The organism is Streptococcus suis, assembly GCA_002831545.1.
GTDB classification, from domain to species: Bacteria; Bacillota; Bacilli; order Lactobacillales; family Streptococcaceae; genus Streptococcus; species Streptococcus suis_P.
In genome coordinates this window covers 1,347,531-1,371,522 of the sequence record CP025095.1, presented here as the reverse complement: position 1 = coordinate 1,371,522, position 23,992 = coordinate 1,347,531, and the positions used below count along the sequence as shown (strand labels likewise).

General features: G+C 37.3%; 25 protein-coding genes. 12 read left to right on the top strand and 13 right to left on the bottom strand.

The window, feature by feature from the left end; genetic code table 11:
- Positions 1-113: 113 nt before the first annotated feature.
- Positions 114-1,799 (top strand): AAA family ATPase, encoded by a 1,686-nt coding sequence (locus CWM22_06800; GenBank protein AUC91615.1) that lies wholly within the window; start codon positions 114-116, stop codon positions 1,797-1,799.
- Entirely contained in the window at positions 1,796-2,845 is a 1,050-nt protein-coding gene (locus CWM22_06795) for a 5-methylcytosine-specific restriction endonuclease system specificity protein McrC (GenBank protein AUC91614.1), read from the top strand. The genes CWM22_06800 and CWM22_06795 overlap by 4 nt, the downstream gene beginning before the upstream one ends.
- Positions 2,846-3,075: 230 nt before the next feature.
- Here CWM22_06795 and CWM22_06790 read toward each other — a convergent pair whose 3' ends face one another.
- The 5 genes from CWM22_06790 to CWM22_06770 form a co-directional block, all read right to left on the bottom strand.
- Complete coding sequence (locus CWM22_06790; GenBank protein ID AUC91613.1) at positions 3,076-4,386, bottom strand: site-specific integrase; 1,311 nt, start codon at positions 4,384-4,386, stop codon at positions 3,076-3,078.
- Entirely contained in the window at positions 4,358-4,591 is a 234-nt protein-coding gene (locus tag CWM22_06785; protein ID AUC91612.1) for a DUF3173 domain-containing protein, read from the bottom strand. The genes CWM22_06790 and CWM22_06785 overlap by 29 nt, the downstream gene beginning before the upstream one ends.
- Positions 4,569-5,807 (bottom strand): replication initiation protein, encoded by a 1,239-nt coding sequence (locus CWM22_06780; protein ID AUC91611.1) that lies wholly within the window; start codon positions 5,805-5,807, stop codon positions 4,569-4,571. The genes CWM22_06785 and CWM22_06780 overlap by 23 nt, the downstream gene beginning before the upstream one ends.
- A 508-nt stretch (positions 5,808-6,315) precedes the next feature.
- On the bottom strand, positions 6,316-6,840 hold the full coding sequence (locus CWM22_06775; GenBank protein AUC91610.1) for a hypothetical protein: 525 nt from the start codon (positions 6,838-6,840) through the stop codon (positions 6,316-6,318).
- 22 nt (positions 6,841-6,862) lie between these two features.
- Positions 6,863-7,171 carry a hypothetical protein gene (locus tag CWM22_06770; protein ID AUC91609.1) on the bottom strand — a complete coding sequence of 103 codons (309 nt, stop codon included), beginning with the start codon at positions 7,169-7,171 and terminating at the stop codon, positions 6,863-6,865.
- Positions 7,172-7,422: 251 nt separating this feature from the next.
- Here CWM22_06770 and CWM22_06765 point away from each other — a divergent pair, with 251 nt between their 5' ends.
- Positions 7,423-8,724, top strand: coding sequence for a hypothetical protein (locus tag CWM22_06765; GenBank protein AUC91608.1), 1,302 nt, complete (start codon positions 7,423-7,425; stop codon positions 8,722-8,724).
- Positions 8,725-8,748: 24 nt separating this feature from the next.
- On the opposite strand, the gene CWM22_06760 is transcribed toward CWM22_06765, so the two are convergent.
- Positions 8,749-8,955 carry an XRE family transcriptional regulator gene (locus tag CWM22_06760; protein AUC91607.1) on the bottom strand — a complete coding sequence of 69 codons (207 nt, stop codon included), beginning with the start codon at positions 8,953-8,955 and terminating at the stop codon, positions 8,749-8,751.
- 116 nt (positions 8,956-9,071) lie between these two features.
- On the opposite strand from CWM22_06760, the gene CWM22_06755 reads away from it, so the two are divergent.
- The 4 genes from CWM22_06755 (at position 9,072) to CWM22_06740 (ending at position 12,909) form a co-directional block, all read left to right on the top strand.
- Entirely contained in the window at positions 9,072-10,049 is a 978-nt protein-coding gene (locus tag CWM22_06755) for a hypothetical protein (GenBank protein AUC91606.1), read from the top strand.
- A 15-nt stretch (positions 10,050-10,064) separates the two neighbouring features.
- Positions 10,065-10,904 carry a hypothetical protein gene (locus CWM22_06750; protein ID AUC91605.1) on the top strand — a complete coding sequence of 280 codons (840 nt, stop codon included), beginning with the start codon at positions 10,065-10,067 and terminating at the stop codon, positions 10,902-10,904.
- A 16-nt stretch (positions 10,905-10,920) separates the two neighbouring features.
- Positions 10,921-11,325: a hypothetical protein gene (locus tag CWM22_06745; GenBank protein AUC91604.1), complete on the top strand. Its 405-nt coding sequence runs from the start codon at positions 10,921-10,923 to the stop codon at positions 11,323-11,325.
- Between the two features lie 129 nt (positions 11,326-11,454).
- Positions 11,455-12,909, top strand: coding sequence for a hypothetical protein (locus CWM22_06740; GenBank protein ID AUC91603.1), 1,455 nt, complete (start codon positions 11,455-11,457; stop codon positions 12,907-12,909).
- Positions 12,910-13,064: 155 nt separating this feature from the next.
- Here the strand turns inward: CWM22_06740 and CWM22_06735 are convergent, their stop codons facing one another.
- Positions 13,065-14,615, bottom strand: coding sequence for a GMP synthase (glutamine-hydrolyzing) (locus CWM22_06735; protein ID AUC91602.1), 1,551 nt, complete (start codon positions 14,613-14,615; stop codon positions 13,065-13,067).
- A gap of 275 nt (positions 14,616-14,890) precedes the next feature.
- Between CWM22_06735 and CWM22_06730 the strand changes: the two genes are divergently transcribed.
- From CWM22_06730 to CWM22_06715, 4 genes are all read left to right on the top strand, one after another.
- Positions 14,891-15,589, top strand: a complete 699-nt coding sequence (locus tag CWM22_06730) for a GntR family transcriptional regulator (GenBank protein AUC91601.1) — start codon at positions 14,891-14,893, stop codon at positions 15,587-15,589.
- 102 nt (positions 15,590-15,691) lie between these two features.
- On the top strand, positions 15,692-16,024 hold the full coding sequence (locus CWM22_06725) for a putative DNA-binding protein (protein AUC91600.1): 333 nt from the start codon (positions 15,692-15,694) through the stop codon (positions 16,022-16,024).
- A gap of 12 nt (positions 16,025-16,036) precedes the next feature.
- Positions 16,037-17,611 carry a signal recognition particle protein gene (locus CWM22_06720; GenBank protein ID AUC91599.1) on the top strand — a complete coding sequence of 525 codons (1,575 nt, stop codon included), beginning with the start codon at positions 16,037-16,039 and terminating at the stop codon, positions 17,609-17,611.
- A 193-nt stretch (positions 17,612-17,804) separates the two neighbouring features.
- Positions 17,805-18,470, top strand: coding sequence for a DNA-binding protein (locus CWM22_06715; protein AUC92859.1), 666 nt, complete (start codon positions 17,805-17,807; stop codon positions 18,468-18,470).
- A gap of 35 nt (positions 18,471-18,505) precedes the next feature.
- On the opposite strand, the gene CWM22_06710 is transcribed toward CWM22_06715, so the two are convergent.
- A complete protein-coding gene (locus CWM22_06710) occupies positions 18,506-18,940 on the bottom strand; it encodes a GNAT family N-acetyltransferase (GenBank protein AUC91598.1) in 435 nt (144 codons plus the stop codon).
- Between the two features lie 147 nt (positions 18,941-19,087).
- Between CWM22_06710 and CWM22_06705 the strand changes: the two genes are divergently transcribed.
- The gene (locus CWM22_06705) at positions 19,088-20,158 is read left to right on the top strand and encodes a tyrosine recombinase XerS (protein ID AUC91597.1); all 1,071 of its coding nucleotides are present in this window, start codon (positions 19,088-19,090) and stop codon (positions 20,156-20,158) included.
- Positions 20,159-20,221: 63 nt separating this feature from the next.
- Here CWM22_06705 and CWM22_06700 read toward each other — a convergent pair whose 3' ends face one another.
- The 5 genes from CWM22_06700 to CWM22_06680 form a co-directional block, all read right to left on the bottom strand.
- Entirely contained in the window at positions 20,222-21,730 is a 1,509-nt protein-coding gene (locus CWM22_06700; GenBank protein ID AUC91596.1) for a phosphomannomutase/phosphoglucomutase, read from the bottom strand.
- Positions 21,731-21,806: 76 nt separating this feature from the next.
- On the bottom strand, positions 21,807-22,748 hold the full coding sequence (locus tag CWM22_06695; protein AUC91595.1) for a sensor histidine kinase: 942 nt from the start codon (positions 22,746-22,748) through the stop codon (positions 21,807-21,809).
- Complete coding sequence (locus CWM22_06690) at positions 22,745-23,410, bottom strand: DNA-binding response regulator (protein ID AUC91594.1); 666 nt, start codon at positions 23,408-23,410, stop codon at positions 22,745-22,747. Before CWM22_06690 ends, CWM22_06695 begins: the two co-directional genes overlap by 4 nt.
- A 42-nt stretch (positions 23,411-23,452) precedes the next feature.
- Positions 23,453-23,710 carry a type II toxin-antitoxin system RelE/ParE family toxin gene (locus CWM22_06685; GenBank protein ID AUC91593.1) on the bottom strand — a complete coding sequence of 86 codons (258 nt, stop codon included), beginning with the start codon at positions 23,708-23,710 and terminating at the stop codon, positions 23,453-23,455.
- Positions 23,694-23,945, bottom strand: a complete 252-nt coding sequence (locus tag CWM22_06680; GenBank protein ID AUC91592.1) for an antitoxin — start codon at positions 23,943-23,945, stop codon at positions 23,694-23,696. The genes CWM22_06685 and CWM22_06680 overlap by 17 nt, the downstream gene beginning before the upstream one ends.
- Positions 23,946-23,992 lie beyond the last annotated feature (47 nt).

The following is a 23,992-nucleotide window of genomic DNA, read 5'->3' as shown; positions in this document are numbered from 1 at the left end:
GGTTACACAAGTATATAAATTCTAAGTTTACGACAGGAATGTTTAATGATAAAATATAGGTAATTCGAACTCATAATTTAATAGGTGTAGATACAACACCGTTGGAGGATACTATGGATGAACAATATCAATTCAATTGGGTAAACTTTTATAAGGAATTTGCTTGGAAATTAGTAGACTATAAAGATAATAGAGCAGAGCTGGTTGAGAAAGTAAAAGCTATCTATACCAAAACAAAGATACATATGCCCACGTTAGAAAAGGACAATCAACTGATGGATATTGATCCTTTTACGATATTTGGACTCTTCAATAAGCAAATAAAAGAGGAGAATCGTATTAAAATTCTGACAGCTATAGCAGAATTATTCCACCTCCAAGCGGAAATCCCATCCTCTTTTGAAAGCATACCAGTACTGAATAATCAGAATGCGACTTTCTATTACTTCATCGGAGATCGTGATGAGAATGATATTGATGACTTATGGGAACTTTTCATTGCTGCTTTGACCTATAGCAAGGAGCCTACGGCTGAGAAGAAAGAAAAATTTTCACACTATTTTGATTTGGCTATAAACAAGAAAGGAAATGGCAACAGCAAGATTACGATGGCCTTGTATTGGATTGCTCCTGACTTTTTCTTGAACCTAGATGGTCAAAATGAAAAGTATGTGTATGAGTCTGGGGAGATTCCTGCTGACATTGTCCAAAAATTGCCAAAGATGAAGTCAAAAATTTCTGCTGATGAGTATTTTGATATTTCAGATTCTATACTTCAATATTTAAAGAGTGCAGAGAGCAAACTGAAAAATTTTAAAGAATTATCATCCATGGCTTGGAAATACAATCAAGAAGAGAAAGAAAGAAGTGCTGAAACAATTTCTCCACTGGCTGATGAAGCTGATACTGGAAACGAGATAGGTAGAGAAGAGGTAGTAGAAGATAGCTATACTAAAAATCACTTCCTATCAGAAGTCTATATGACAGAAGAAGAGTATGATCAATTAACCTCCATACTCCAAATGAAAAAGAATATCATCTTACAAGGAGCGCCAGGAGTTGGAAAGACGTTTGTTGCAGAGCGCCTAGCATTTTCATTAATGGGTAAACCAGATTTAGAAAGGGTCATGACAATTCAGTTTCACCAAAGCTATTCCTACGAGGACTTCATCATGGGCTTTAGACCTTCGACAAGTGGCTTTGAGCTGAGAAGAGGGGCATTCTATACTTTCTGCAAAAAAGCAGAGTCTGACAAGAATCATGATTATTTCTTTATTATTGATGAAATAAACAGGGGAAATTTGAGCAAAATTTTTGGTGAATTGTTTATGCTGATAGAAAATGACAAACGAGGCAAGTCTTTACAACTCCTCTACTCGGATGAGCAATTCTCAATTCCAGAAAATCTATATATCATCGGCATGATGAATACCGCAGATAGGAGTTTAGCCCTACTTGATTATGCACTGAGACGACGCTTTGCCTTCTTTGACATCAAGCCAGGTTTTTCAACTGCGGGATTCAAAGATTATCAAACAAATCTGAAAAACGAAAAATTCGATAGACTCATTTCCTGTGTAGAAAAGCTAAATCAGGCCATTTCAACAGAGGAAGTACTGGGAGATAGCTTCTGTATTGGGCATAGTTACTTCTGCGGTTTATCGGCAGAAGTACTGGACCAAGGTTTGCTAGAAGCCATTGTTGAATATGAACTGATTCCTCTCTTGAAAGAATATTGGTTTGATGAACCGACAAAAATTCATGATTGGAGTAGTAAGTTAAGGAGTGCCATCCAGTGATACCTGTCCAAAATATCTACTATATGCTATCCTACGCATTCAAAATCCTTCATAAGCAGGAATATAAACGGATCGCTACTGAAGAATTTAAAAATGCTGCAGATCTACTGGCGGAAATAATGATAATCAGCCTCTCGATACAGGTGAAAAGAGGACTTGGTCGAGAGTATCGTTCTCAAACCGAGTCACTCTCGGCACTTAAAGGTAAAATAAATATCTCTGAATCTTTAACACCTCCGAATTGGCGTAGAAAGCAACTTGTTTGCCAATACGATGATTTTTCTCTTGACAGTAGAATGAATCGCATTATCAAAGCAAGCATTGAGATACTGCTAAAAGCTGATATAAGCAGGGACAGGAAAAAGAAATTGAGAAAACTCTTAGTTTTCTTTGGAGAAGTCTCAAAAATTAATCTACACTCAATCAATTGGAATTTACAATATAATCGAAACAATCAGTCGTATCAATTACTAATGTCAATCTGCTATTTGGTGGTGAATGGATTAATTCATACAGAGAGGGAGGGGAATAAGAAATTGATGAATTTTCTTGATGAGCGAAGGGAATCCTTGCTATATGAGAAGTTCATTCTTGGATATTATAAAAAGCATTATCCCCAAATACAGGTTACCGCCTCTCAGATACCTTGGGCACTAGATGATGGTTTTGGAGAAATGCTCCCCATCATGCAAAGTGATATTTACCTCAAATATAAAGATACTATATTGATTATTGATGCTAAATATTATTCTAGTAACACACAGATTCGCTTTGATAAGCGCACACTCCATTCAAATAATCTATACCAAATTTTTACCTATGTGAAAAACCAGGCTTATCGCCTGTCAGATTCAAACGATATAGTAGCAGGAATGCTTCTATACGCTAAAACCGATATAGATATTCAACCTAATCAGGTCTACCAAATGCATGGAAACCGGATTAGTGTCAAAAATTTGGACTTAAACCTGCAGTTTGCAAGTATTGCTGAACAACTGGATGACATCATTACATCGCATTTTGCATCCCCTCCAAAACGGTACTAGTTAGAGCTTTAAGCTAGAAAACAAAAAAACAATCAAAGTAGTAGCACTAAACTACTCTTTGATTGTTTTTTTATAAGACTCTTTCCTATTTTGGAGCGTCTGGTTAATTGATTTCCCAGATCAGCGACGCTTTTTTGTTTTTAGGCATCGGGTAAATTAGTCTGATTGAATTGCTGATAGAGCCTATCCCCAGGCTCTATCACTCCCACTCAATTGAAACAGGTATCCTCCTATCCCTTGTGGGACAAGGGATTAGAAGTAGTATATACATCAAAGGGGGGTGTTTTAGGGGGGATTGATTTTTTCATATGTTGGTTTCCATTAAATTTTACTCTAGTTTCATGTGCAGTTTGTATGTTAATTGCATTAGTGAGTAACTGGGCTATCTCTTTATCAGCACCACTGTACAAGTGAGCATAGTGACGCAAAGTTATCTCAGGACTTGAATGTCCTAATCTCTTTGAAAGCGCAAGAATAGAAGCTTTTAACTCATTTAAAACATAGCTTGCATGACTATGTCTTAGACCTTTAGGTTGAATCCTACGAACGCCCGCAAGCTCTGCATATCTATTTAATATTCGATTTATTGTTGACTTTATCATAGGGTAGCCATCGTAAGTAAATATAAAGTCATTTTCTTTACCAAGTCCTATTTGAGTTTGTATTTCTCGCCATTGTCTCAATATACTGACAGTTGTATCATCTAATTCAATGATTCTTTTGCCATCATCTGTTTTTGTATATTCTTTTCTAATGTATTTTTTTCTTGATTGAACCTCAAGCATGTGGTGGATGCGTAATTGTTGTTGCTCAAATGCAATATCACTCCAAAACAAAGCAGTTCCTTCATTAACTCGAATACCAGTCGTATAATATAAATATAGCATTACAAAACACAAATGTTCATATACATCATCTAGGCATATTTGTTGCAAGACTAACTCGAATTCCGTCCTTGTCCAATAAGGGACAATTTGCTTTCCTTTCGGAATTGCCTTTACTTTTTTTGAAATATTGTATTCAAGAAAATTTCTCTCGACAGCTTTATCAAGTGTTTTACGAAACATACCAAAAACTAGGGAAGCATATGATTGACTGTAACCTGAGCCTCCATTGTTTTCATCTGTCAGTAGCCAAATCTTAAAATTATCAACATCGGTCACGCTTATTTCACGTAGTTTTATATCACCAAATTTTTCAATAATAAGTTGTAAAGCTGGATATCTAGTATTAAACGTTGAGGTCTCGACATATGAACGATAGTATGGAATATATACTGTGTCCATAAATTCTCGATACTTCATATGATAAAAAGAATAGCCATCTGCTTTATGGTACTCTCTTTTTATTCTAGTAACTTCTTTATGTGCTTGAAGTGCTGATGTAAAGATATTCCCGAATCTATCTTTTGATTTTTTCCTCCTTATTCTTTCACCTGTTGCTTTGTCTGTACCTAACTCAATCTGATAAAAAAATTTACCTGACTTTAGGTCCTTGTAAACACCTGGATACTTAGTTTTTTGTTGGGTTTTGTTTGCCATTCTCTTCTGTCTCCTCTGAAATTGTTACTCCAATAAAAGATTCGACAGCAGAAGCTGGAACAATACCAAGTCTCTTGTTATTATACAAATAATAACCTTGATTGACAAGGTTCAGCTTAACTTGTTTGATAATGCCTGTGGCTTGGTATTTTGTAAACCCCATCTTTATCAGATGGGATTTTTCAATCATTCTGTCTGTCATCATCTTCCTCCTTTGATATTTTGAGAGTCATTTTTTTATACTTATCATAAACATCTGAATTGAATTCAATTTTATCTTTTTCGGGCTCGTAGTAAGGATTGCCGATTCGCTCATGTTCTACATATTCATTTTTTTTATTATCAAATTTATATGTGATAATTGATTTATCTGTTACTTCTTGAAGCAGTGTGATTCGTCTAATGAGCTGGGTCAACGTATCAATTTTCTTATCAAAACCAGCTTGTTTACTTATTGATTCATAGAATTGAGAAGGTGAAAATGGGGTGTTTATTATTATTGTCGTCGCAATAATTGGTTTATCAAAGAAACGGCTGGAAGCAGTAGCATCAGCATTGAATGGGTCAATGATAAGTAAGAAGTCAGCGTAATTAAAATTACCTCCCCGACCTGGTCTGATTTCCTCGATAATTATAGTCTCTTGTGAAGCGACATTTTGAAATGGGTCACGTGAAGAACCTGTTGTATAAAATGGTTTTCCAAGCGATTTTGCAAAGTGTTTACATAATCTTGATTTTCCAGTTCCTGATGGTCCATAAAGCCAGACTATTTCTCGCTTAAACCCATTTTTTAGTGCATTTTCTTTCCAATTTTCAAAATCAATTTCTGTTCGTCTTTTCTTAGCTTTTGAAAATTCTCTATCGTATTTCACAAGTGTATATCCATCAACCTGTTTAATTGCTTCGTCGAAAGTTATATCTCCAGCGATTATTTTATTTATGAGATTTCGGACAACGTTGATTGTTCTTTCTTTCCTTGAGTTAGATTGGATTTTTGACTCAATGTTCTCGATTCTTTCAGCATAGTCAAAATTTGCGATAACTTCATCAACTGTATATTGATGTTTTTCACTAGCATCCTCCGTACGATGAATTAAATAAGAATAAGCGTTATTAACTTTACCTTTCCATGCTTCGAAAAAGTTTGATTGAACCTCAAACCCATTTTGCGAAAGCTTGTTGATAATTGAATTTAACCAAACAGCATTTTTAAATCTGATGATAATATGATAGTGTGATTCTGTATCAATATCTTTATCGTGGATGATACCTGCAATTTCAAATGGATTCAGTGTTTCTTGAAATAATTTGATTATTTCTTGCAAATTTTTAATTGAAACACTTTCAACTGTTGAACAGAACATATAAGCAGTATGTCGAATAGTAGGTACCTTTTCTGACATTTTTCTCTTTTTCTTCATTTTATTCCTTTCAAATTTTGACAATGACAATGTAATTCATGCTGTCTATAACAAGCCCAGACAGCATTTTTTTCTAGAGCAGATGTTACTCTTGACAATGACAAAATAAAAATTTGGATAATTTAATCGCTATGTTTCGTCAGTGCAAATCTTCAATAAATTTTCTTACGAAATGCACAATTAAAATAGAATTTTAGAGGAAATATGATAAATTTTTCGTTATTTTTCTCAATAATGCATGCTAATTCTTGTATAAACTATAACGATAGAAAAATTGATTACTTGTTAAGCGTTACTGCTCAATAGCTAGTCATTGCCCTTGTTGAGGCTGATTTTCTAAAGAACTGTGATTTCATTCATCTGTCTCGCAGGCTTCAACAGCTTACATTCAATCACAGTTCTTAAAAGAAATTATCAGCAAAACAACAAATCGAGCAACGATAGATTGAGTGTTTCACTTAAGTACAAGCAATCAATTTTTATCGGTTTCTAGAGTTATTTTAAAGAATTAGTCATATATTAACTGAGAAAGCCAATACAAAAATCGAAAAATTGGGTTATCATCTTTCCAATCATCAAATTCTTTTTCTGCTTTGCGCTTATCTCGTTCAAGAACACGTATTTCTTGATTCACACTTGCACGTTCTCTAATAGCGTTTGAAATATCTTTCTCAACTTTTTCTTTGTCACTGAGCAATCGATTTAACTCTGCATTTCTAGAAGTTAATACTGACTCTGTTCTTTTTAAATCAGCTTTTGTATTTTCAAGTTGCTCATTGTACAGCTTTTCTTGTAGTCGTAAAACAGAAGAAGTATCACAATATTCACCAGTAAATTTATTTTTTAGCACTAAATAGACTGGTGCTTTTTCACGCTCTTCATGACCGATTATCATGTCTTCTAGACTACTTGAACATTGTAACTTGAAGTCTTTTTTTGACATTTCGCTGTAAGTGATGAGAGCAATGTCAAAGTCAGTTGCTTCATTTTGTAATGTATGCTCAGCGACAGTCGATAACAAAGTTATCTTCATTTTTCAGTTTACCTTTCTTTTTTTATTCAAATAACTGAATTGATTCAGCTCTGAAATAAATCGTACCATTGAAATCATAAGCTTCTAAATTCTGAAATTTATATCCAATGAATATTTTTAGATTCTTGTTTAACTCTGCTGGAAGTGCAACTTGAAACGGCTCTGAATTATCTTGTATAAACCAGTATTTGTACCCTGTGATTTTATCGGTCCTACCATTATCATCATACTTAAATTTCAAAGTATAGTCGGTGGACAATAAAAAATATGGTTTACTAACATCAGTTACAACGCTGGCTAAAACTGAAGGACTTAGTTTTTTTGTTTTCATTCTTAATTTTCCTCTCATTTTCCTGGTCTTTTTTGTAGTATACTTATGTGTTAAAATATTCTACAAAGAGTTAAAAAATCAATTAACGTTAATCTATATTCATTATATCTGCTATAAACTTATGTGTAAAAAACAGAAAATAGTTCGAATCCGAATCTATGAAATTATATAATATACAAGTTATATAAGTAGTCTCACATGCTAATTAGTAGATTTCAGAGTTTTAGTTAAAATCCGAAGGGTGCAATGTTATGAAAATTTATTTCAATGAAAAAGAGCTTGAAATAGCTTCTGTAGCAACGTTTTTGAGGGGTACATATGATTTTGTAGAATACAAAAATAATATTTTTTCTGAACAGATTGAAGAATTTGATAAGGTAAATGGCCAGAGCAGGACTGGTCACGTTATACTATTTAAAATTTTTCAAGAAGAAGTTGCAGAATTGATAGCTCAATCAATGTTAGTAGAATTAAGCTACAAACTAGCAAAAGTATTTACTAAGGAGCCACTTGCAATAAACTATACTCATTGGATTGTAGAAGAGATTACAAACAAGGTACGACTAAATAAAAAGAATAAGGAGCAAATGCATAAGTTAATTGCTGATTTTATCCTTTACATCTCTGAAAATTATTATGATAAAAAAATGGAGACTCAATTACTTGCTACTGAATCGTTAGTTACGCTTATACAATTTGTTAATGGAGAGATATTTCTTAATAAACAAGAAATTAAGTTTTTAATAAATAATCAATACCTTACAAAATCTGTACAGATTAACATTGAGAAGAATGATGATTATAAGCTCGAATCTTTAATACGTTTGGTCAGAAAATGCTCAACTGATAACCACAAGAATTTTAATGGTCACTACGAACTAAAGGCAACACTAGAAGCAATTAAACGAAGTCGTTTAAGCAAATCGCCACAGAAAATTTCTACTCTTATTCCTGAAGAATATAGAAAGTTAGAGAAGAAGTGGGAAGGAACAAAGTTACAGTTGCAAAATATTATTGAAGAATATCAAGGTTTAGACGAAAATATAAACTATACTTTAAATAAATTGAGTGATGATTTCGAAGACTATTATTTGGAACTAAGGAAATGTATTCAGAAAGTTACAATTACTATGCTTATCATTGAAAATTTGAATCGTAGCAGTTCTGAGTTAGAAATAATAACTATTGAAAATGTCCTAGATTCCCTGAATATTAAGAAATACTCCTTTAAAAGTATTTTGGAAAAATGGAAAGATTTTGAGAACGAACTCGAAAAGCAGAACCTTGAGTCAATGTATTACAAAGATATGTATGATTTAATGGATGAATATTTAGGAAAAGCAATTGATTATAGCAAATACTCGAATGATTTTGAAAAGGCCATTATTCAATTATTACTTAAGGTTGAAGAAGTACTCGCAATTACAGATAATTGTGACAAGTTGTATTTAGACATTAAGAAGAAGCTTCAGCAGTCCAAGGAGGATTGCCTTGAATATGCCAAAAATATTGATATGAGATTAAAAAATTTCTTAGAAAACCGAATATACTAAAAGCCAAGCGATTGTGCTTGGCTTTTAGTATTCATCTAGTTCATGTTTGATTATGTCTTCAACATTACATTCAAGAATTTCACATAATTTATCAATTGTTTTTGTTGTTATTGGTTCTCCTGATTTCATTCGATGTAACGTATGTGCAGAAATTTTTTCAACCTTGATTAAATAATATTCTGAAATTCCTCTTTTATTCAAAGTCTCATAGAAGGGTTTATATGAAATCATGTTATTACTCGCTCTTAAATTCTCTTATATAAACAATATGGTAACATTACCAACATATTGACTATATTCAATTTATTGAGTATAATTTTAGATAATAAACAAATTAGAGGTAAAAAATGGAAGTTTTATACGCTCTCAAGAGATTTTTAACCCTAAAAAATAATCTAATTCCCTCAACACAAAATAGAATAAAAGAACTTGGAAGAGAAATTTTTCAAGCTGAGGTTACCCTGAATGCTATTTCAGATGAAAAAGTATTTCTTGAGGACTTTAAATGGGATATTCGCACAAGAGGATTTACTATTTTTAATCTGGTTCACCTACCATCCCTGATTGTGTTTATCATATTTCTTATAGTTACACTATTATCTTTAGCAGGGATTGCCATTATTGGTGTCATTATAGAAACAATTATTCGAACTTTTATACTTTTCCAAGATTTTGAGTTTGAGGATACATTCTTCTATATCCCAATAAAAGTGGTTGAAGACTTTATCTATTCTCCTCCCTCAATTCCTGTTCCGATTGTGGTTGGGCTTTTGATAGTCTGGGTTTTATACAGTATCAGACAGGTTCAAAAAAATAGAATCTACTATGAAAATGTTGTTATTCCAGAGAATCGAAAGAAAAACGCTCTCGTCCCTGGAAAGCGTAGAAAACAACAATTAGCAGTAGATAATCTGAAAAATACCTTGAAATCCACTGAAGCTCAACTACTGAACCATCAAAATGAAATGATGAATATTATGAATACCATTTCCATTCCCAATCAGTATTGGAATAATGATGAAGTCATAAATTTCCTCATACAAAAATTAGAATATGGGCAAGCGAAGACTATCGGAAAAGCTTTGAATCTTTGGGATATAGAAGTATCGACTAGAAGAGTTGAGCAGGCATCGAAAGCTGTTATAAAAGAGACGAGAGAATCGGAAGCTCGTCTGGCTAGACAACGTGCAGAACAACACGCGCAAGAGCAACGTAACATTAGAGATAATACCGAAGCTCAAAATAAAGTGGCAGAAGAATTAAAACGAAGGAATGACCGTTCTGAGTTCTATGATGATATTGCGAAGAAAAACGGTTGGTTATAAATAAGGAGACACACTATGAACAAAAAGAAATTTTTAGCGAGCTTTACACTATTGGCATCTACAGCACTCTTATTTGCTTGTCAGAGTAATGAAAGTACCACAAAATCCTCTGAAAAGATTGTTGAAACCTCCTCTTCATCAAAGGATGCAATCTCCGAGGAGCAAAGAAATAAGTGGTTGAAGGAGTTTTATGAAGAAGTAGCTGAGACTGATGGTTCAAATTACCATAATGAGATTGAAGAACGAAGTCAAAAAGCATGGAATGAGAATCAAACCAACATCTTCAATGGACAGGCTAGTCTAAATGTTACTAATGACTATCTTCCTTCTGAATTGACAAAGCTAAAAGTCACGCTTGACGGTTATGATGAATCAACTAGAAGATTAAAAGTTACTGTTACTAACAACTACGATGAAACACTGATTGGAACAACAACCAATTCAAACAATAACAACTTGTACGGAACATATTTCACTCTATATGGCTACACAACGTTGTCAGGACGTTCTGAGAGGGTAAAAATTGCTCAGATTGCTCTTGCTAGTGATTTACCAGCTGGGGAGTCTATTCAACTAGAGATTCTTCCATCAGCTCTTGCAAATCGTCAAACTGATTATGCTAAAAAATTGCAAAATAGTGAGCTAGATTCTAAATACTACTTACTATCAAGCGATTACGGAAATTCTTTATGGGACATTACTAAAGACCAAGTAATGGGAGAAGAGATTATTTCAGAACAAATAGTATTATCTAGCCTTGCGAATATCTACATCGTACCCAAGCTAGTATTTGAAACTTACCCATCTACAGCTCCAAGTGATTCAGAGCTAGAAAATCTAATTTCAAACAATTAAAGAAAAGAGCAGACTGATGAGCGTAAAGAAACTAATATTGACCCTACTCACTCTAACACTAACAATTGTCCTTTGTGCTTGTGGTAAACAATCGAATACTAATGATAGTCAGCTATCAGGAACATATTCATACGAAAAAGGCGGTATTGATGGTTCTGAAATGGGATTCGAAGATGAAGAATTAACATTGCATTACGAACTAAAAGTAAGTGGTGATGAAAACATACTTAATATCAATCTCCTTTCAGAAAGAGGTAATAATGTGAAGTACCTCTATTCCGAGAAAGTAACCATTGATACAGACAAACAGATTATCAGTGATAGTAATGGAACAGAGCTGAAATATTCAGTTTCAGGAGATTCTGTAACAATACCTGATTTAGCAGGGGACAGTGGTGAAACAGTAACATTAAATAAATAATGTTGACAACCGAGAAATTTCTTGGTTGTTTTCTTATGGATTTATTTTACTTAATTCTATTGACATTATTAATAACTGTAAGTTATTATCTAAATATCGAAAATTTAAGTTATAGAAAGAATTATTAATATGAATAATTATTTTGCATCATTGTATAATCTTGATTTTAATGAAGATGAACAGACCTTATATGTATTTGACTCAAACTATATATCGTATGCAATTCAATCGGTACATAATTCAGAAAAATTTTTTAATGCGTTAGAAAATGTTATTGACAAAACATATTTACCATTTATTGTTTATCTTGAAAGCATTGATAACATTAGGAGTCACATATCTGGTACAAAAAACACACTAGATGCAATTAACAGCATATTTGAAGGAATAGAGGATTTGGATTCTGTCTTTGACACAGATACTAAAGCGTTCCAAGATTTTTTGAAGAAAAAAATCATAAACAAACAGGGTATTGACATTAATGCTTTAAATGGAAATATAAATTTTAAAGGAGAAAATGGAGCTAATAAAAAAATAGATTCTTTCTTAGACGAAATTTTTAACAAAGTAAAGTCACAATTAGATGGATTAAACGAGGTATTAGTTGAATCACTGAGTCAAATCGAACCCGACAAAGCGGATTTCAATTCCCAAAAATATATTGAAGGTATTGAAGAGCGCCTTCAACGAATTAATTCAATTTTCCTAAAAGAAGGTGTACTTGGGAAAGAGTATACTCAGGAAAAACTTGATTATTTTGGAAAAGTAATTCCTGAAAGATATCAAAAAGATATTCCACCCGGATTTAAAGATAAACAAAAGAAAAAAATGCGTAAATTTGCTACACTTGAATTTAATGCATCTTTTGGTGATGCGATGCTTTGGCTTGATATTATAGAATTTGTAAAAGAGAAAAAATTTAGTAATGTAGTAATTGTTTCTGATGATAAAAAGACAGATTGGTGTACTAGTAACGGAACCTCAGAATTAGAGTTATTACCAGAACTTAAGGTAGAGTTTCTTAAAGAAACAGGTATACCCGTTATTAGAAAATCAAGTTCACTATTTATTAAAGATATATTGAGCTTATCAGAAGACGAGAAAAAAGGTATAGAGAAGGAAATTGATGAAATTGAAAAAATTAAGTCGGAAATAGAATATCAAAATACAATAATTGTTAGAGCAAGAAAGAGTGGCTTCGAAAAAGTATTTATTGGCGAAAATTCATGGTATTCAGTTAGGATTAACGAGGATAGGATTCCATTTTTGAAGTATATTGCTGTATACCAAAAAACGCCTATTAAAAAAATTACACATTATGCAGAAATCGAAGATATTACTATATCCCCTGAAGATTCTTCAAAGAAAAAAATAGTATTTAAAGGGGAGGCGAAAGAGTTACCTAAAAAAATACCTCTAGGGGATGACTGGAATGCCTTGCAATCAAATAGGTATACGAATTTTAACAATCTATTTACTTCAGCAAATACTGATGAATTATTTTCAAAAACATTTGAAAACGATGGAGACGAACGTTCTTATCACAGTGAAGAATTTGATGACGGATTTGAAACAAATCAATAGTATATAAAAAGAATTAGCCAGAAAAAATTTCTAGCTAATTCTTTTTTCGGGGGGATTTAGGGGGGAATCAAACGAAGATTCACCCTTTTTAGACTAGTTTGTTCCTGCTAAACTGCTGTAGAATCGCTATTTTGAAGGTAAATCAAGCCTCTCCATTATTCCCACTCAACTGTTGCTGGTGGTTTACTTGTTATATCATAGACGATGCGGTTGACGTGGTCGACTTCGTTTACGATACGGACAGAGATTTTTTGAAGAACATCCCATGGTAGTTTGGCAAAGTCAGCTGTCATTCCATCGACAGAAGTGATAGCACGGATGGCGATGGTGTAGTCGTAGGTACGACCATCTCCCATGACACCTACGGAGCGAACGCCAGTGTTAACCGTGAAATATTGCCACACATCGCGGTCAAGACCTGCTTTTGCAATTTCCTCACGCAAGATAGCGTCAGATTCGCGAACAGTTTGAAGTTTTTCCTCAGTGATTTCACCCATGACACGAATGGCAAGGCCTGGTCCTGGGAATGGTTGGCGCCATACAACTTCATCCGGCATACCAAGAGCAGTACCAAGGGCACGAACTTCATCCTTAAAGAGAGTATTGAGCGGTTCAATCAACTTGAACTGCATATCTTCTGGCAGACCACCAACGTTGTGGTGAGATTTGATTGTCTCAGCAGTATCCGTTCCTGACTCGATTATATCGGTATAAAGCGTTCCTTGCGCTAGGAATTCAACATCAGTCAACTTGCTCGCTTCATCGTCAAATACGTAAACAAATTCATTACCGATGATTTTACGTTTCTTCTCAGGGTCAGATACGCCAGCAAGTAGGTCTAAGAAACGCTTAGCAGCATCGACGCGAATAATATTGAGGCCAAATTTACCGCCCAACATTTCCATAACCTGATCGCCTTCATTCTTACGTAGAAGACCATGGTCAACGAAGATACAGGTCAATTGGTCACCGATAGCGCGTTGGAGAAGGACGCCAACAACAGATGAATCCACACCGCCTGATAAACCGAGCAAGACTTTCTTGTCCCCAACAGTCTGGCGGATTTTTTCAATTTCTGTTTCGATGAAGTTTTCCATTTCCCAGTCGCCTTTGGCTCCACAGATACCAAACGCAAAGTTTTTCAAAATATCGTTTCCATATACGGAATGACGAACTTCTGGGTGGAACTGGATACCGTAGATACGGCGTTCCGTATTTTCAATGGCCGCGTAAGGGCAGTCAGCAGACAGACCAACCAGGTGGAAATCAGCAGGAATTTCAGTTACTGCATCACCGTGGCTCATGAGTACAAGCTGTTCTTCTGGTGTTCCAGCAAATAAGGCTGATTCAGCTTTCAATTGCAAGTTTGATTGACCATATTCACGATTTCCAGCCTCACCAGCAGGTACAACCTTACCACCCAATTTGTGAGTAATCAACTGCATACCGTAGCAAATACCCAAGATTGGAATACCCAATTCAAAGATTTCTGGATCAATATCAAAGGCATTTTCTGCGTAGACAGAGTTCGGTCCACCTGAAAGAACGATACCAATTGGATTGATAGCACGGACTTCCTCAGCTGTAATTTTATGGTTTTTCAATTCTGAAAAGACACCAAATTCACGAATTCGACGTGAAATAAGTTGGTTGTACTGGCTACCATAATCCAATACAATAATTTTTTGGACATCTTGTTTTGTCATGTTTTTCCCTTTCGTTTTGAAAAAAATTCAAATACTATTAGTTATTTTAACATAAAAGCGAACATTTTCAAAATTTTATTTGTTAAATATCTGTTTTGCAAACTATGAGTGATAATAAAAATGTTAGTGTTCGTATTTTTATTGTTTTTACTCACTTTATTTTAGGTAATCTGACTTCATTGTTTGCCTAGGAGAATTTTACCAATAGAGTGTGGCCTGAATTAGCCAAACGCCTTTATTTTTGGTAAACTAGAAAGAAGAGAAAGGCTAGATAAATGAAAGCAGCATATATCACAATTCACGATAAAATTAAGGAACAAATCGATAACGGAATCTGGAAAATTGGTCAACGTTTACCAAGTGAACGCGATTTAGCAGATGAATTTGGTGTTTCTCGTATGACGCTCCGTCAAGGAATCACACTTTTAGTGGAAGAAGGTATTCTACAACGCAAGATTGGTTCCGGTACTTATGTCGCCAGTACACGGGTTCAAGAAAAGATGCGAGGCACGACTTCCTTTACTGAATTAGTACAACTCCAAGGAAAGACGCCAAGCAGCAAATTATTGTCCTATACACGAACCAAACCTAATGAAAAAGAAGTTGAACAGTTAGGTTTATCCCGTGGCGAGTATGTTATTCGAATGGAGCGGGTCCGCTATGCAGATAATGTTCCCGTCGTGTATGAGGTTGCCAGCATTCCTGAACGCTTGATAAAAAATGTCCCAAAAGAAGATGTTACCAACCATTTCTTTAAAACACTTATGGACAATGGTTATCGAATTGGAACGAGCAAACAAACCATTTTTGCGCGTTTAGCCAATGAAAAAGTGGCTCAATATTTACAAATTTCTAAAAACCAGGCTATTCTCGCACTAAAACAAGTATCTTATCTCGAGGATGGTCAAGCATTTGAATTTGTAAATAGTCAGTATGTTGGGGAACGTTTCGAATTCTATTTAGAAAACAATTAACATAAAAATAATTATGCAAAACATTTTTAAAATCCGTAATCTTTCTAGTGATGACGGATTTTCTTATTTATAAAATATGGAATTTTTGATATAATAAAGTTTATGGAAATTGAAAAAACCAACCGAATGAATGCCTTATTTGAATTCTATGCAGCCTTGCTAACAGACAAGCAAATGAACTATATCGAGCTGTATTATGCGGATGATTATAGTTTGGCTGAGATTGCTGAAGAATTTCAAGTTAGCCGTCAGGCGGTCTATGACAATATTAAACGAACAGAAAAATTACTGGAAGATTATGAGATGAAGCTGCATATGTATTCTGACTATGTGGTGCGTAGTCAGATTTTCGATGAAATACTCACTAAGTATCCAGAAGATGCTTATTTGAAGGAGAAAATCGCCATTTTAACCAGCATTGATAATAGAGAGTAAGAGGAGAAGTATATGGCTTTTGAAAGCTTAACAGAACGTTTGCAGAGTGTTTTTAAAAACCTACGTCGTAAGGGGAAAATTTCTGAGAGTGATATCCAAGAAGCAACCAAGGAAATCCGTCTGGCCTTACTAGAAGCCGACGTTGCTCTTCCAGTTGTAAAAGATTTCATCAAAAAAGTACGTGAACGTGCCATTGGTCACGAAGTCATTGAAACCCTGAACCCCGCTCAACAAATCATCAAAATCGTTGATGAAGAATTGACGGCTGTATTGGGGTCTGAAACGTCTGACATTATCAAGTCACCCAAAATTCCAACTATCATCATGATGGCTGGTTTGCAGGGTGCGGGTAAAACAACCTTTACAGGTAAGCTGGCCAACAAACTCAAACAGGAAGAGAATGCTCGTCCTCTCTTGATTGCTGCCGATATTTATCGTCCAGCTGCCATTGACCAGTTGAAAACCCTGGGTCAACAGATTGATGTACCTGTATTTGAGCTAGGCAATCAGGTTCCTGCCCTGGAGATTGTACGCCAAGGTTTAGAACAAGCCAAAGCTAATCATAATGACTACGTTCTGATTGATACGGCCGGTCGTTTGCAGATTGACCAAGCCCTCATGGACGAATTGAGAGAAATCAAAGAGTTTGCTCAGCCAAACGAAATCCTCTTGGTTGTCGATGCCATGATTGGTCAGGAAGCTGCCAACGTTGCGCGTGAGTTCAATGATCAACTGGCTATCACTGGTGTGATTTTGACCAAGATTGACGGCGATACACGTGGTGGTGCAGCCTTGTCTGTCCGTCACATTACTGGTCAGCCAATCAAATTTACCGGTACTGGTGAAAAAATCACAGATATTGAAACCTTCCACCCAGACCGTATGTCCTCGCGTATTTTGGGCATGGGCGACATGCTGACCTTGATTGAGAAGGCAAGCAAAGAGTACGACGAGAAGAAATCACTAGAACTCGCTGAAAAAATGCGTGAGAATACCTTTGATTTCAACGATTTCATTGATCAGCTGGACCAAGTTCAGAATATGGGACCAATGGAAGACCTGCTGAAGATGATTCCAGGTATGGCTGGTAATCCAGCACTTGCCAACTTGAAAGTTGACGAGCGTGAAATTGCACGAAAACGAGCTATCGTATCTTCTATGACACCAGCCGAACGAGAAAACCCTGATTTGTTGACACCGAGCCGTCGTCGTCGTATTGCTAACGGTTCTGGAAATAGCTTTGTCGAAGTCAATAAATTTATTAAGGATTTCAACCAAGCGAAAACCATGATGCAGGGTGTCATGTCAGGCGACATGAATAAAATGATGAAACAAATGGGAATCAACCCAAATAATCTCCCTAAAAACATGCCAAATATGAACGGTATGGATATGTCTGCTCTGGAAGATATGATGGGCGGTGCAGGCATGACTGATATGAGCCAACTGATGGGAGGGGCTGGTATGCCAGACATGTCCCAAATGTTTGGAGGCGGTTTGAAAGGTAGAATCGGCGAGTTTGCTATGAAACAAGCCATGAAACGCCAAGCCAATAAAATCAAGAAAGCCAAAAAGAAGAGAAAATAATCTCTTCTTTTTTACTTTTTATTCGAAGAAGTAAGATACAGCGCTATAAAATAGAAGTAGCAAAGCAGGAAAAATGATTTTTGAACCCCAATACTTTCCATTATAATGGAAATATTCTAAAATGTCCTTTCTAGTGGACAATCTTTATATTGTCCGTTATAATGGAAATATAATAGAAATCAGAGGACAAGTTATGAATTATATCGCATTAATAGGAGATATTGTCAATTCAAAACAGACTTCAAACCGCTCTAGTATTCAAGAAAGGCTAAAACAGCAGCTGAATAGAATCAATCATTCCTTCGCTCAGGACTTCGCATCGCCATTTACCATTACAAAGGGAGATGAATTTCAAGCCTTATGCAAGCCTAACCCTTATATTTTTTTAATAATTGACCAAATCCAACTAGCCTTTCGTGATGAGGTGGAGATTAGATTTGGAATTGGTTTGGGTGAGATTCTAACAGCTATCGATCCCAAGCTAAGTATTGGAGCAGATGGTCCAGCTTATTGGGAAGCACGCAAAGCTATCGACTTCATCCACGACAACCATGACTATGGCACCAGCAAAATTGCCTTTTCATCCGAATACAAGCAAATCGATCGTGTGATTAACCCCTTGCTAACTTCTAGCGATTTCATCAAAGCTGCCTGGAATCGTTCGCAAACGGATCTGTTTGAGACCTTAATCTCCAAAAAAATCTATCAAGAAGATTTCACACAAAAGCCAATTGCTGAGAAAATGAAACTCAGTCAAAGCGCCTTTACCAAACGTTTGAAATCCAGCGGAATCAAACTCTATCTGCGTAATCGTCAAACTGCAATGAATTTGATTCTCCAGCTCAGTCAAAGAAGCTAATTTTGTTTACATAATTTATTTTGTGTAAACTTTTTTTAGAATTCTAATCGCAATATAATTTCATCTTCATCGTATTCGCCAGTTTCAACAAAGCCAAGCGATTGATACAAGGCTTTGGCTGGGGTGTTTTGGGATAAAATGCAGAGCTGAACAGCTGAAAATTTTCTTTCTGAGCAGAATTTTTCCAGTAACTGTGTCATAGCCTGACGCCCCAAACCTTGTCGCTGGAAGTTGGCATCAATGAAGAATTCAGAGATGAGATAGGCTTGCCGTTCAGGAAAATCATGGTATAAAATCAGGCCAACTGGGCAATCTTGCTGGTAAATCAAATAAGCCTGGCTATCAAACATCCGATAAGCAAATGCACGTGCCAAAGTTGTCACCTTATCCGCAACAAATTCGGCTTGGTCAGGAGAAACAGCTAAAGGAACTCGCCAATTCTCTGGACTAACAGGAACAAAATCTAGCATAAAACATCCTTTCGTATTTGTTTGTATTATATTATATTTGATTTTATTTGAAATACCCACCTACATCTTTCCGAAAAACTATAATTTTCTTGAAACTTATATAAGGTTATGCTATACTACTCATATAGCAAAAATCAGGAGAAAATGATGAGACGCGAGTTATTATTGGAAAAAATTGATCAACTAAAAGAAATCATGCCTTGGTATGTCTTGGAATACTATCAGTCAAAGTTGTCTGTGCCATACAGTTTTACCACCTTATATGAATACTTGAAAGAATACCGTCGTTTTTTTGAATGGTTACAGGATTCGGATTTGGTCGCTGTTGAACGGATTGCTGACATTCCCTTGGATATTCTGGAACATTTGACAAAAAAAGATATGGAAGCTTTCATTCTTTATCTGCGGGAGCGTCCCTTACTGAACGCCAATACCACGCAGAATGGTGTGTCGCAGACCACCATTAACCGTACCCTGTCGGCACTTTCTAGTCTCTTCAAGTATTTAACCGAAGAAGTGGAAAATGAGCAGGGCGAGCCCTACTTCTACCGAAATGTCATGAAAAAGGTGTCTACTAAGAAGAAGAAGGAAACCTTGGCAGCTCGGGCGGAGAATATCAAGCAGAAGCTCTTTTTGGGCGATGAAACGATGGAGTTTTTGGACTATGTGGACAAGGAATACCAGGTCAATCTCTCCAAACGTGCCCTCTCCTCCTTCCAAAAAAATAAGGAACGGGACTTGGCGATTTTGGCACTTCTCTTGGCATCTGGAGTTCGTCTGTCTGAGGCGGTCAATCTGGACCTCCGTGATGTCAACCTCAAGATGATGATGATTGAGGTAACGCGTAAAGGTGGCAAGCGGGACTCGGTCAATGTGGCTGGTTTTGCTAAGCCCTATCTGGAAGCCTACATGAGCATCCGTCAGCAGCGCTACAAGGCTGAGAAAACGGACACGGCCTTTTTCCTGTCTGAGTACCGTGGTCTGCCTAATCGCATCGACGCTTCTTCCATTGAGAAAATGGTGGCTAAGTATTCTGCGGACTTCAAGATACGCGTAACCCCCCACAAACTCCGTCATACCTTGGCAACTCGCCTCTACGACGCCACCAAGTCGCAAGTTCTGGTCAGTCATCAGCTTGGTCACGCCAATACCCAAGTCACTGACCTCTATACCCATATCGTCAACGATGAGCAAAAAAATGCTCTGGATCAGTTGTGACGTTACGTAAAATAAATTATGTAAAAAATCAAGGAGTAAGCGAAAAGCCTACTCCTCTTTCTATTAAATCAATTCTTTCAATTTTTCCTGATTGACAGCTGGGTACTGGTCCAAAAAGGCTGATAAGGTTTTCAAAACAGCAGGAATATAGCCGGTTTGGTCATTCTCCACCTGCAAGACCAAGAGTGGCTCGTGGAGGCTCATACGGAGCAAGAGCCAGCCGTCACCATAAGGCTCAGTCAGGTCAAACCGCACTCCTTCTTCGTTTTCTGGGTTAAAAGCAAAGCCTTCGAGGCTGGTGTTTCTGAGTTCAGCAATGACCTGTTCACCCAGTGCTCGATAGTCTGCCACTTCTAATTTGAAACGCACTTCTTGGGTTTCCAGCGGTTGTTTAAGCTGGGCAATCAAGTCGTCCAAGGACTTGCCTTTCGCTTGCAGTTTTGGTAAGAGCATGAGAATCTTAGCCGCTACATATGTTCCGTCATCGAGGAAGTAATTTTCCTTAAAGGCAGCGTGTCCTGAGGTTTCGATAGCCAACTGGCAATCAACTCCCTCTTGGTTTGCTAAAATAGCACGGTTGATGACATTACGGTAGCCTGAAATATAGCGAATTTGTTTGCCTCCCAGGCTTTCTATAAAGATCTTAAGGTGTTCAGTGGTTGGGGAATTGGTCACAATGCTGGTACCTGGATGTTCCGTCAAGGTAATCTGGCTGAGAACGGCAATCAGGTTGTTACGGTTGAGGATTTGACCGGACTTGGTCACTAGTGCTGCACGGTCAACATCGGTATCAAAGATAATACCAAGATCTGCCCCTTGCTTCAAGACTGCCTGACGAATGCTTTCCATAGCTTCCTTGTTATCAGGATTTGGAACGTGATTCGGGAAGGTTCCGTCTGGGTCTAGGAATTGTGAGCCTGTGGTATCTGCTCCTAGCTCTGCCAACACTTTCTCAGCAAAGAATCCGCCCGCACCGTTTCCAGCATCAACGATAATGTTGAGATTGGCAAGTGGTTTTTCTTGTCCACCACAAGCGGTACGAATTTTGCCTACGAGGTCTTGGGAGTAAGGCATAATCAGGTCTGCGGTGGTCACACTTCCAAGGGTGGAAGCTGGCAAGTCTTCGCTATGTGAGAGGATGAAGTCGATATCTTCGTGCTCTGCTCCGCCATTTTCCGAAAAAATCTTAATGCCGTTAAAGTAATAAGGCAGGTGACTGGCAGTAACCATGACGCCTGCGTGGCACTTGAACTGCGGGTACTGGGTGCTCATGAAGAGTGCTGGTGTGGTGGCCATGCCGAAGTCAATCAACTGAATGCCCAAACGCACTGCTTCTTCTGTGAAGGCGGCGACCAAGTCTGGACCACTGAGGCGGCTATCTCGGCCAATACCAATCTTGAGTTGTCCTACTTGATAGGCTTGAGCAAGTTCAGGCTTCTGGGTCAGCCAATGAATTAGTCCGCGAACCACTTCCTTGATGGCCAGTGGAGTGAGATTGACAGCATATTCATCTGTAGCGATAGCAATTCCACGAATATCCGATCCGTTTTGCAAAACATGATGGTGTGACATAGTAGCCTCCTGATTTATCTAGTAGGTTCAGTATATCACAAAATCAAAACGCTTTCAAAAGAAAAAAGTACAGCTTCTACTGTACTTTGGTGATGGTTACTGTGGTGCCGACGTCTACTCGGCTTTCCACTTTAATGCCTAATTCTAATTGACTTAAAATACGCTTTGTCAAATAAAGCCCAAATCCTGTCGCTTTTTGATGTTCACGGCCATTAAAACCTGTAAAACCTTCGTCAAACAGGCGTGGAATGTCTTCTGCCAGAATGCCAATTCCCGTATCGGAAATGGAAATTCCCTCATTCAGTTCAATGGCTACCTTACCACCAGTCTTATTGTACTTGAGGGCGTTGTCGATGATCTGTGATAGGGCAAAACTGAGCCACTTTCTGTCGGTTTTCAGTAACCAATTTCCATCGATGGTCACTGAAATGTCTTTTTGCAAAAACTGATTGCGGTATTTTTTGACCAAGTCCACAACTACTTCTCTCACCTCTACCTGCTCAAAGCGAAAATCACTGGCATGGTTGGTCAGCTTGAGGTAGTTGAGAAGATTGGCCATATAATTGTCCAATCGTAAGAGCTGATGATCGACATCCTGCTGGTTGAGATTGTCTGTCTGGCTCATCAAAGACAGGGCAGCCAGAGGCACTTTCATCTGGTGGGACCACATTTTGACCATGGCTTGCAGGTCCTCTTCCCGCGACTTATAATCCAAGAGCTGCTCCCGCGTCACCTCTTTCTCAGCTTCAATCAAGTTGAGATAGGCAAGGTCCATAGGCTTATTCAGCAGGGGCAGAGCTTCTTCATGGACGTAGTCTTCCAAGGCTCTCATGCGGTTGCGAAACTTCCAGAAAAGCCCTGCAGTCAGAAGGATTAAGAGGGTTAGGGACAATATCAGAGCGTTTTGCAGGAATTCGGTGGGGAGTTTGTAAAGTAAAAAGAGCAAGAGAAAACTAGCAGCCAAGACCAGATAGGCGAAGTAAAAACTACGGTATTCTCGGATAAATTTTGCCATCATTTGACCAGGTACCCCACGCCACGAACAGTATGAATACGGTCAAATCCCACTTCACTCACCTTCTTTCGCAGACGAGTCATGTTGACATTGAGGGTATTCTGGTCGATAAATTCTTCATTTTCCCAGAGTTTTTCCAAGAGTTCATCCTTGCTGACAATCTGCCCTTGTCGTTCTAGTAAAGCTGATAAAATCTTGGTTTCCGTAGGAGACAATTGAACCTGTTCCGATTCGTTTGAAAATCGCCCGTCCAAACTAAGCTGGAATTGGTCGATAGACAAGTCCGTTGTTTTGCTGAATTGATTAACCCGACGCAGAAAGGCACCGATTTTGGCATCCAAAATTCCTAGTGAAAATGGCTTGGATACAAAATCATCGCCACCCATGTTCATAGCCATGACCGCATTCATCTCATCATCGCTAGAGGAGATAAAGATAATGGGCATGGTCATGGTTTTACGGATTTCTGTCGTCCAGTAAAAACCGTTATAATAGGGGAGGCTAATGTCCATCAGCACCAAGTCTGGTTTGATTTCTGCCACTTCCTGACTGACAGCCCGGAAATTCTGCACACTTTCTACCTGATAAGATTTTCCCAAATGCTGCTTCAAGAGTTGGACGATCATCTCATCATCTTCAACAATATAAATCTTCTCTTTTTTCATCATTTTCATTCTGCAAAAGCCAGGACACAGGTTTTGGCTTTCTTATATACTTCCATTTCTCATTTTTAGACTTGTAGCTGTCACTTTGTCATCTTCGATGCTGACGATAACCCTGTAATTGCCGATACGGTAGCGCCATTGGCCAGAACGATTGGCAGTTAAGGCTTTTCCGTATTGTCTAGGGTTGTCAGTCACATGACTGGACAGGTAGTTGGTAATCTGCTTTTGAGTAAATTTATCCAGCTTTTTCAACTGTTTAATAAAACGACTGGTTGGTACGAGTTTATAACAAGTCTTCATTCGTCAATCCCAACTCTTCCAACATTTCCTCCCAGCTAATCGGCTCAATGCCATTCGCCAAGTCTTCTTGGTATTCTGCCCAAGCAATGTCTGCCACACGGGCATCGTACTCATCTTCAAGTGCTTCAAGGGTTTTAGTCCGAATGAGTTCTGACAAACTCACACCTTCAAACTTTGCCATAGCCTGCATAAAGAGTTTGTCCTGCTCAGAAACTTTCAATGTAATAGCTGCCATTTTCTCACCTCTTCGAGTATTCCTTTGGTATTACCATTGTAACACCA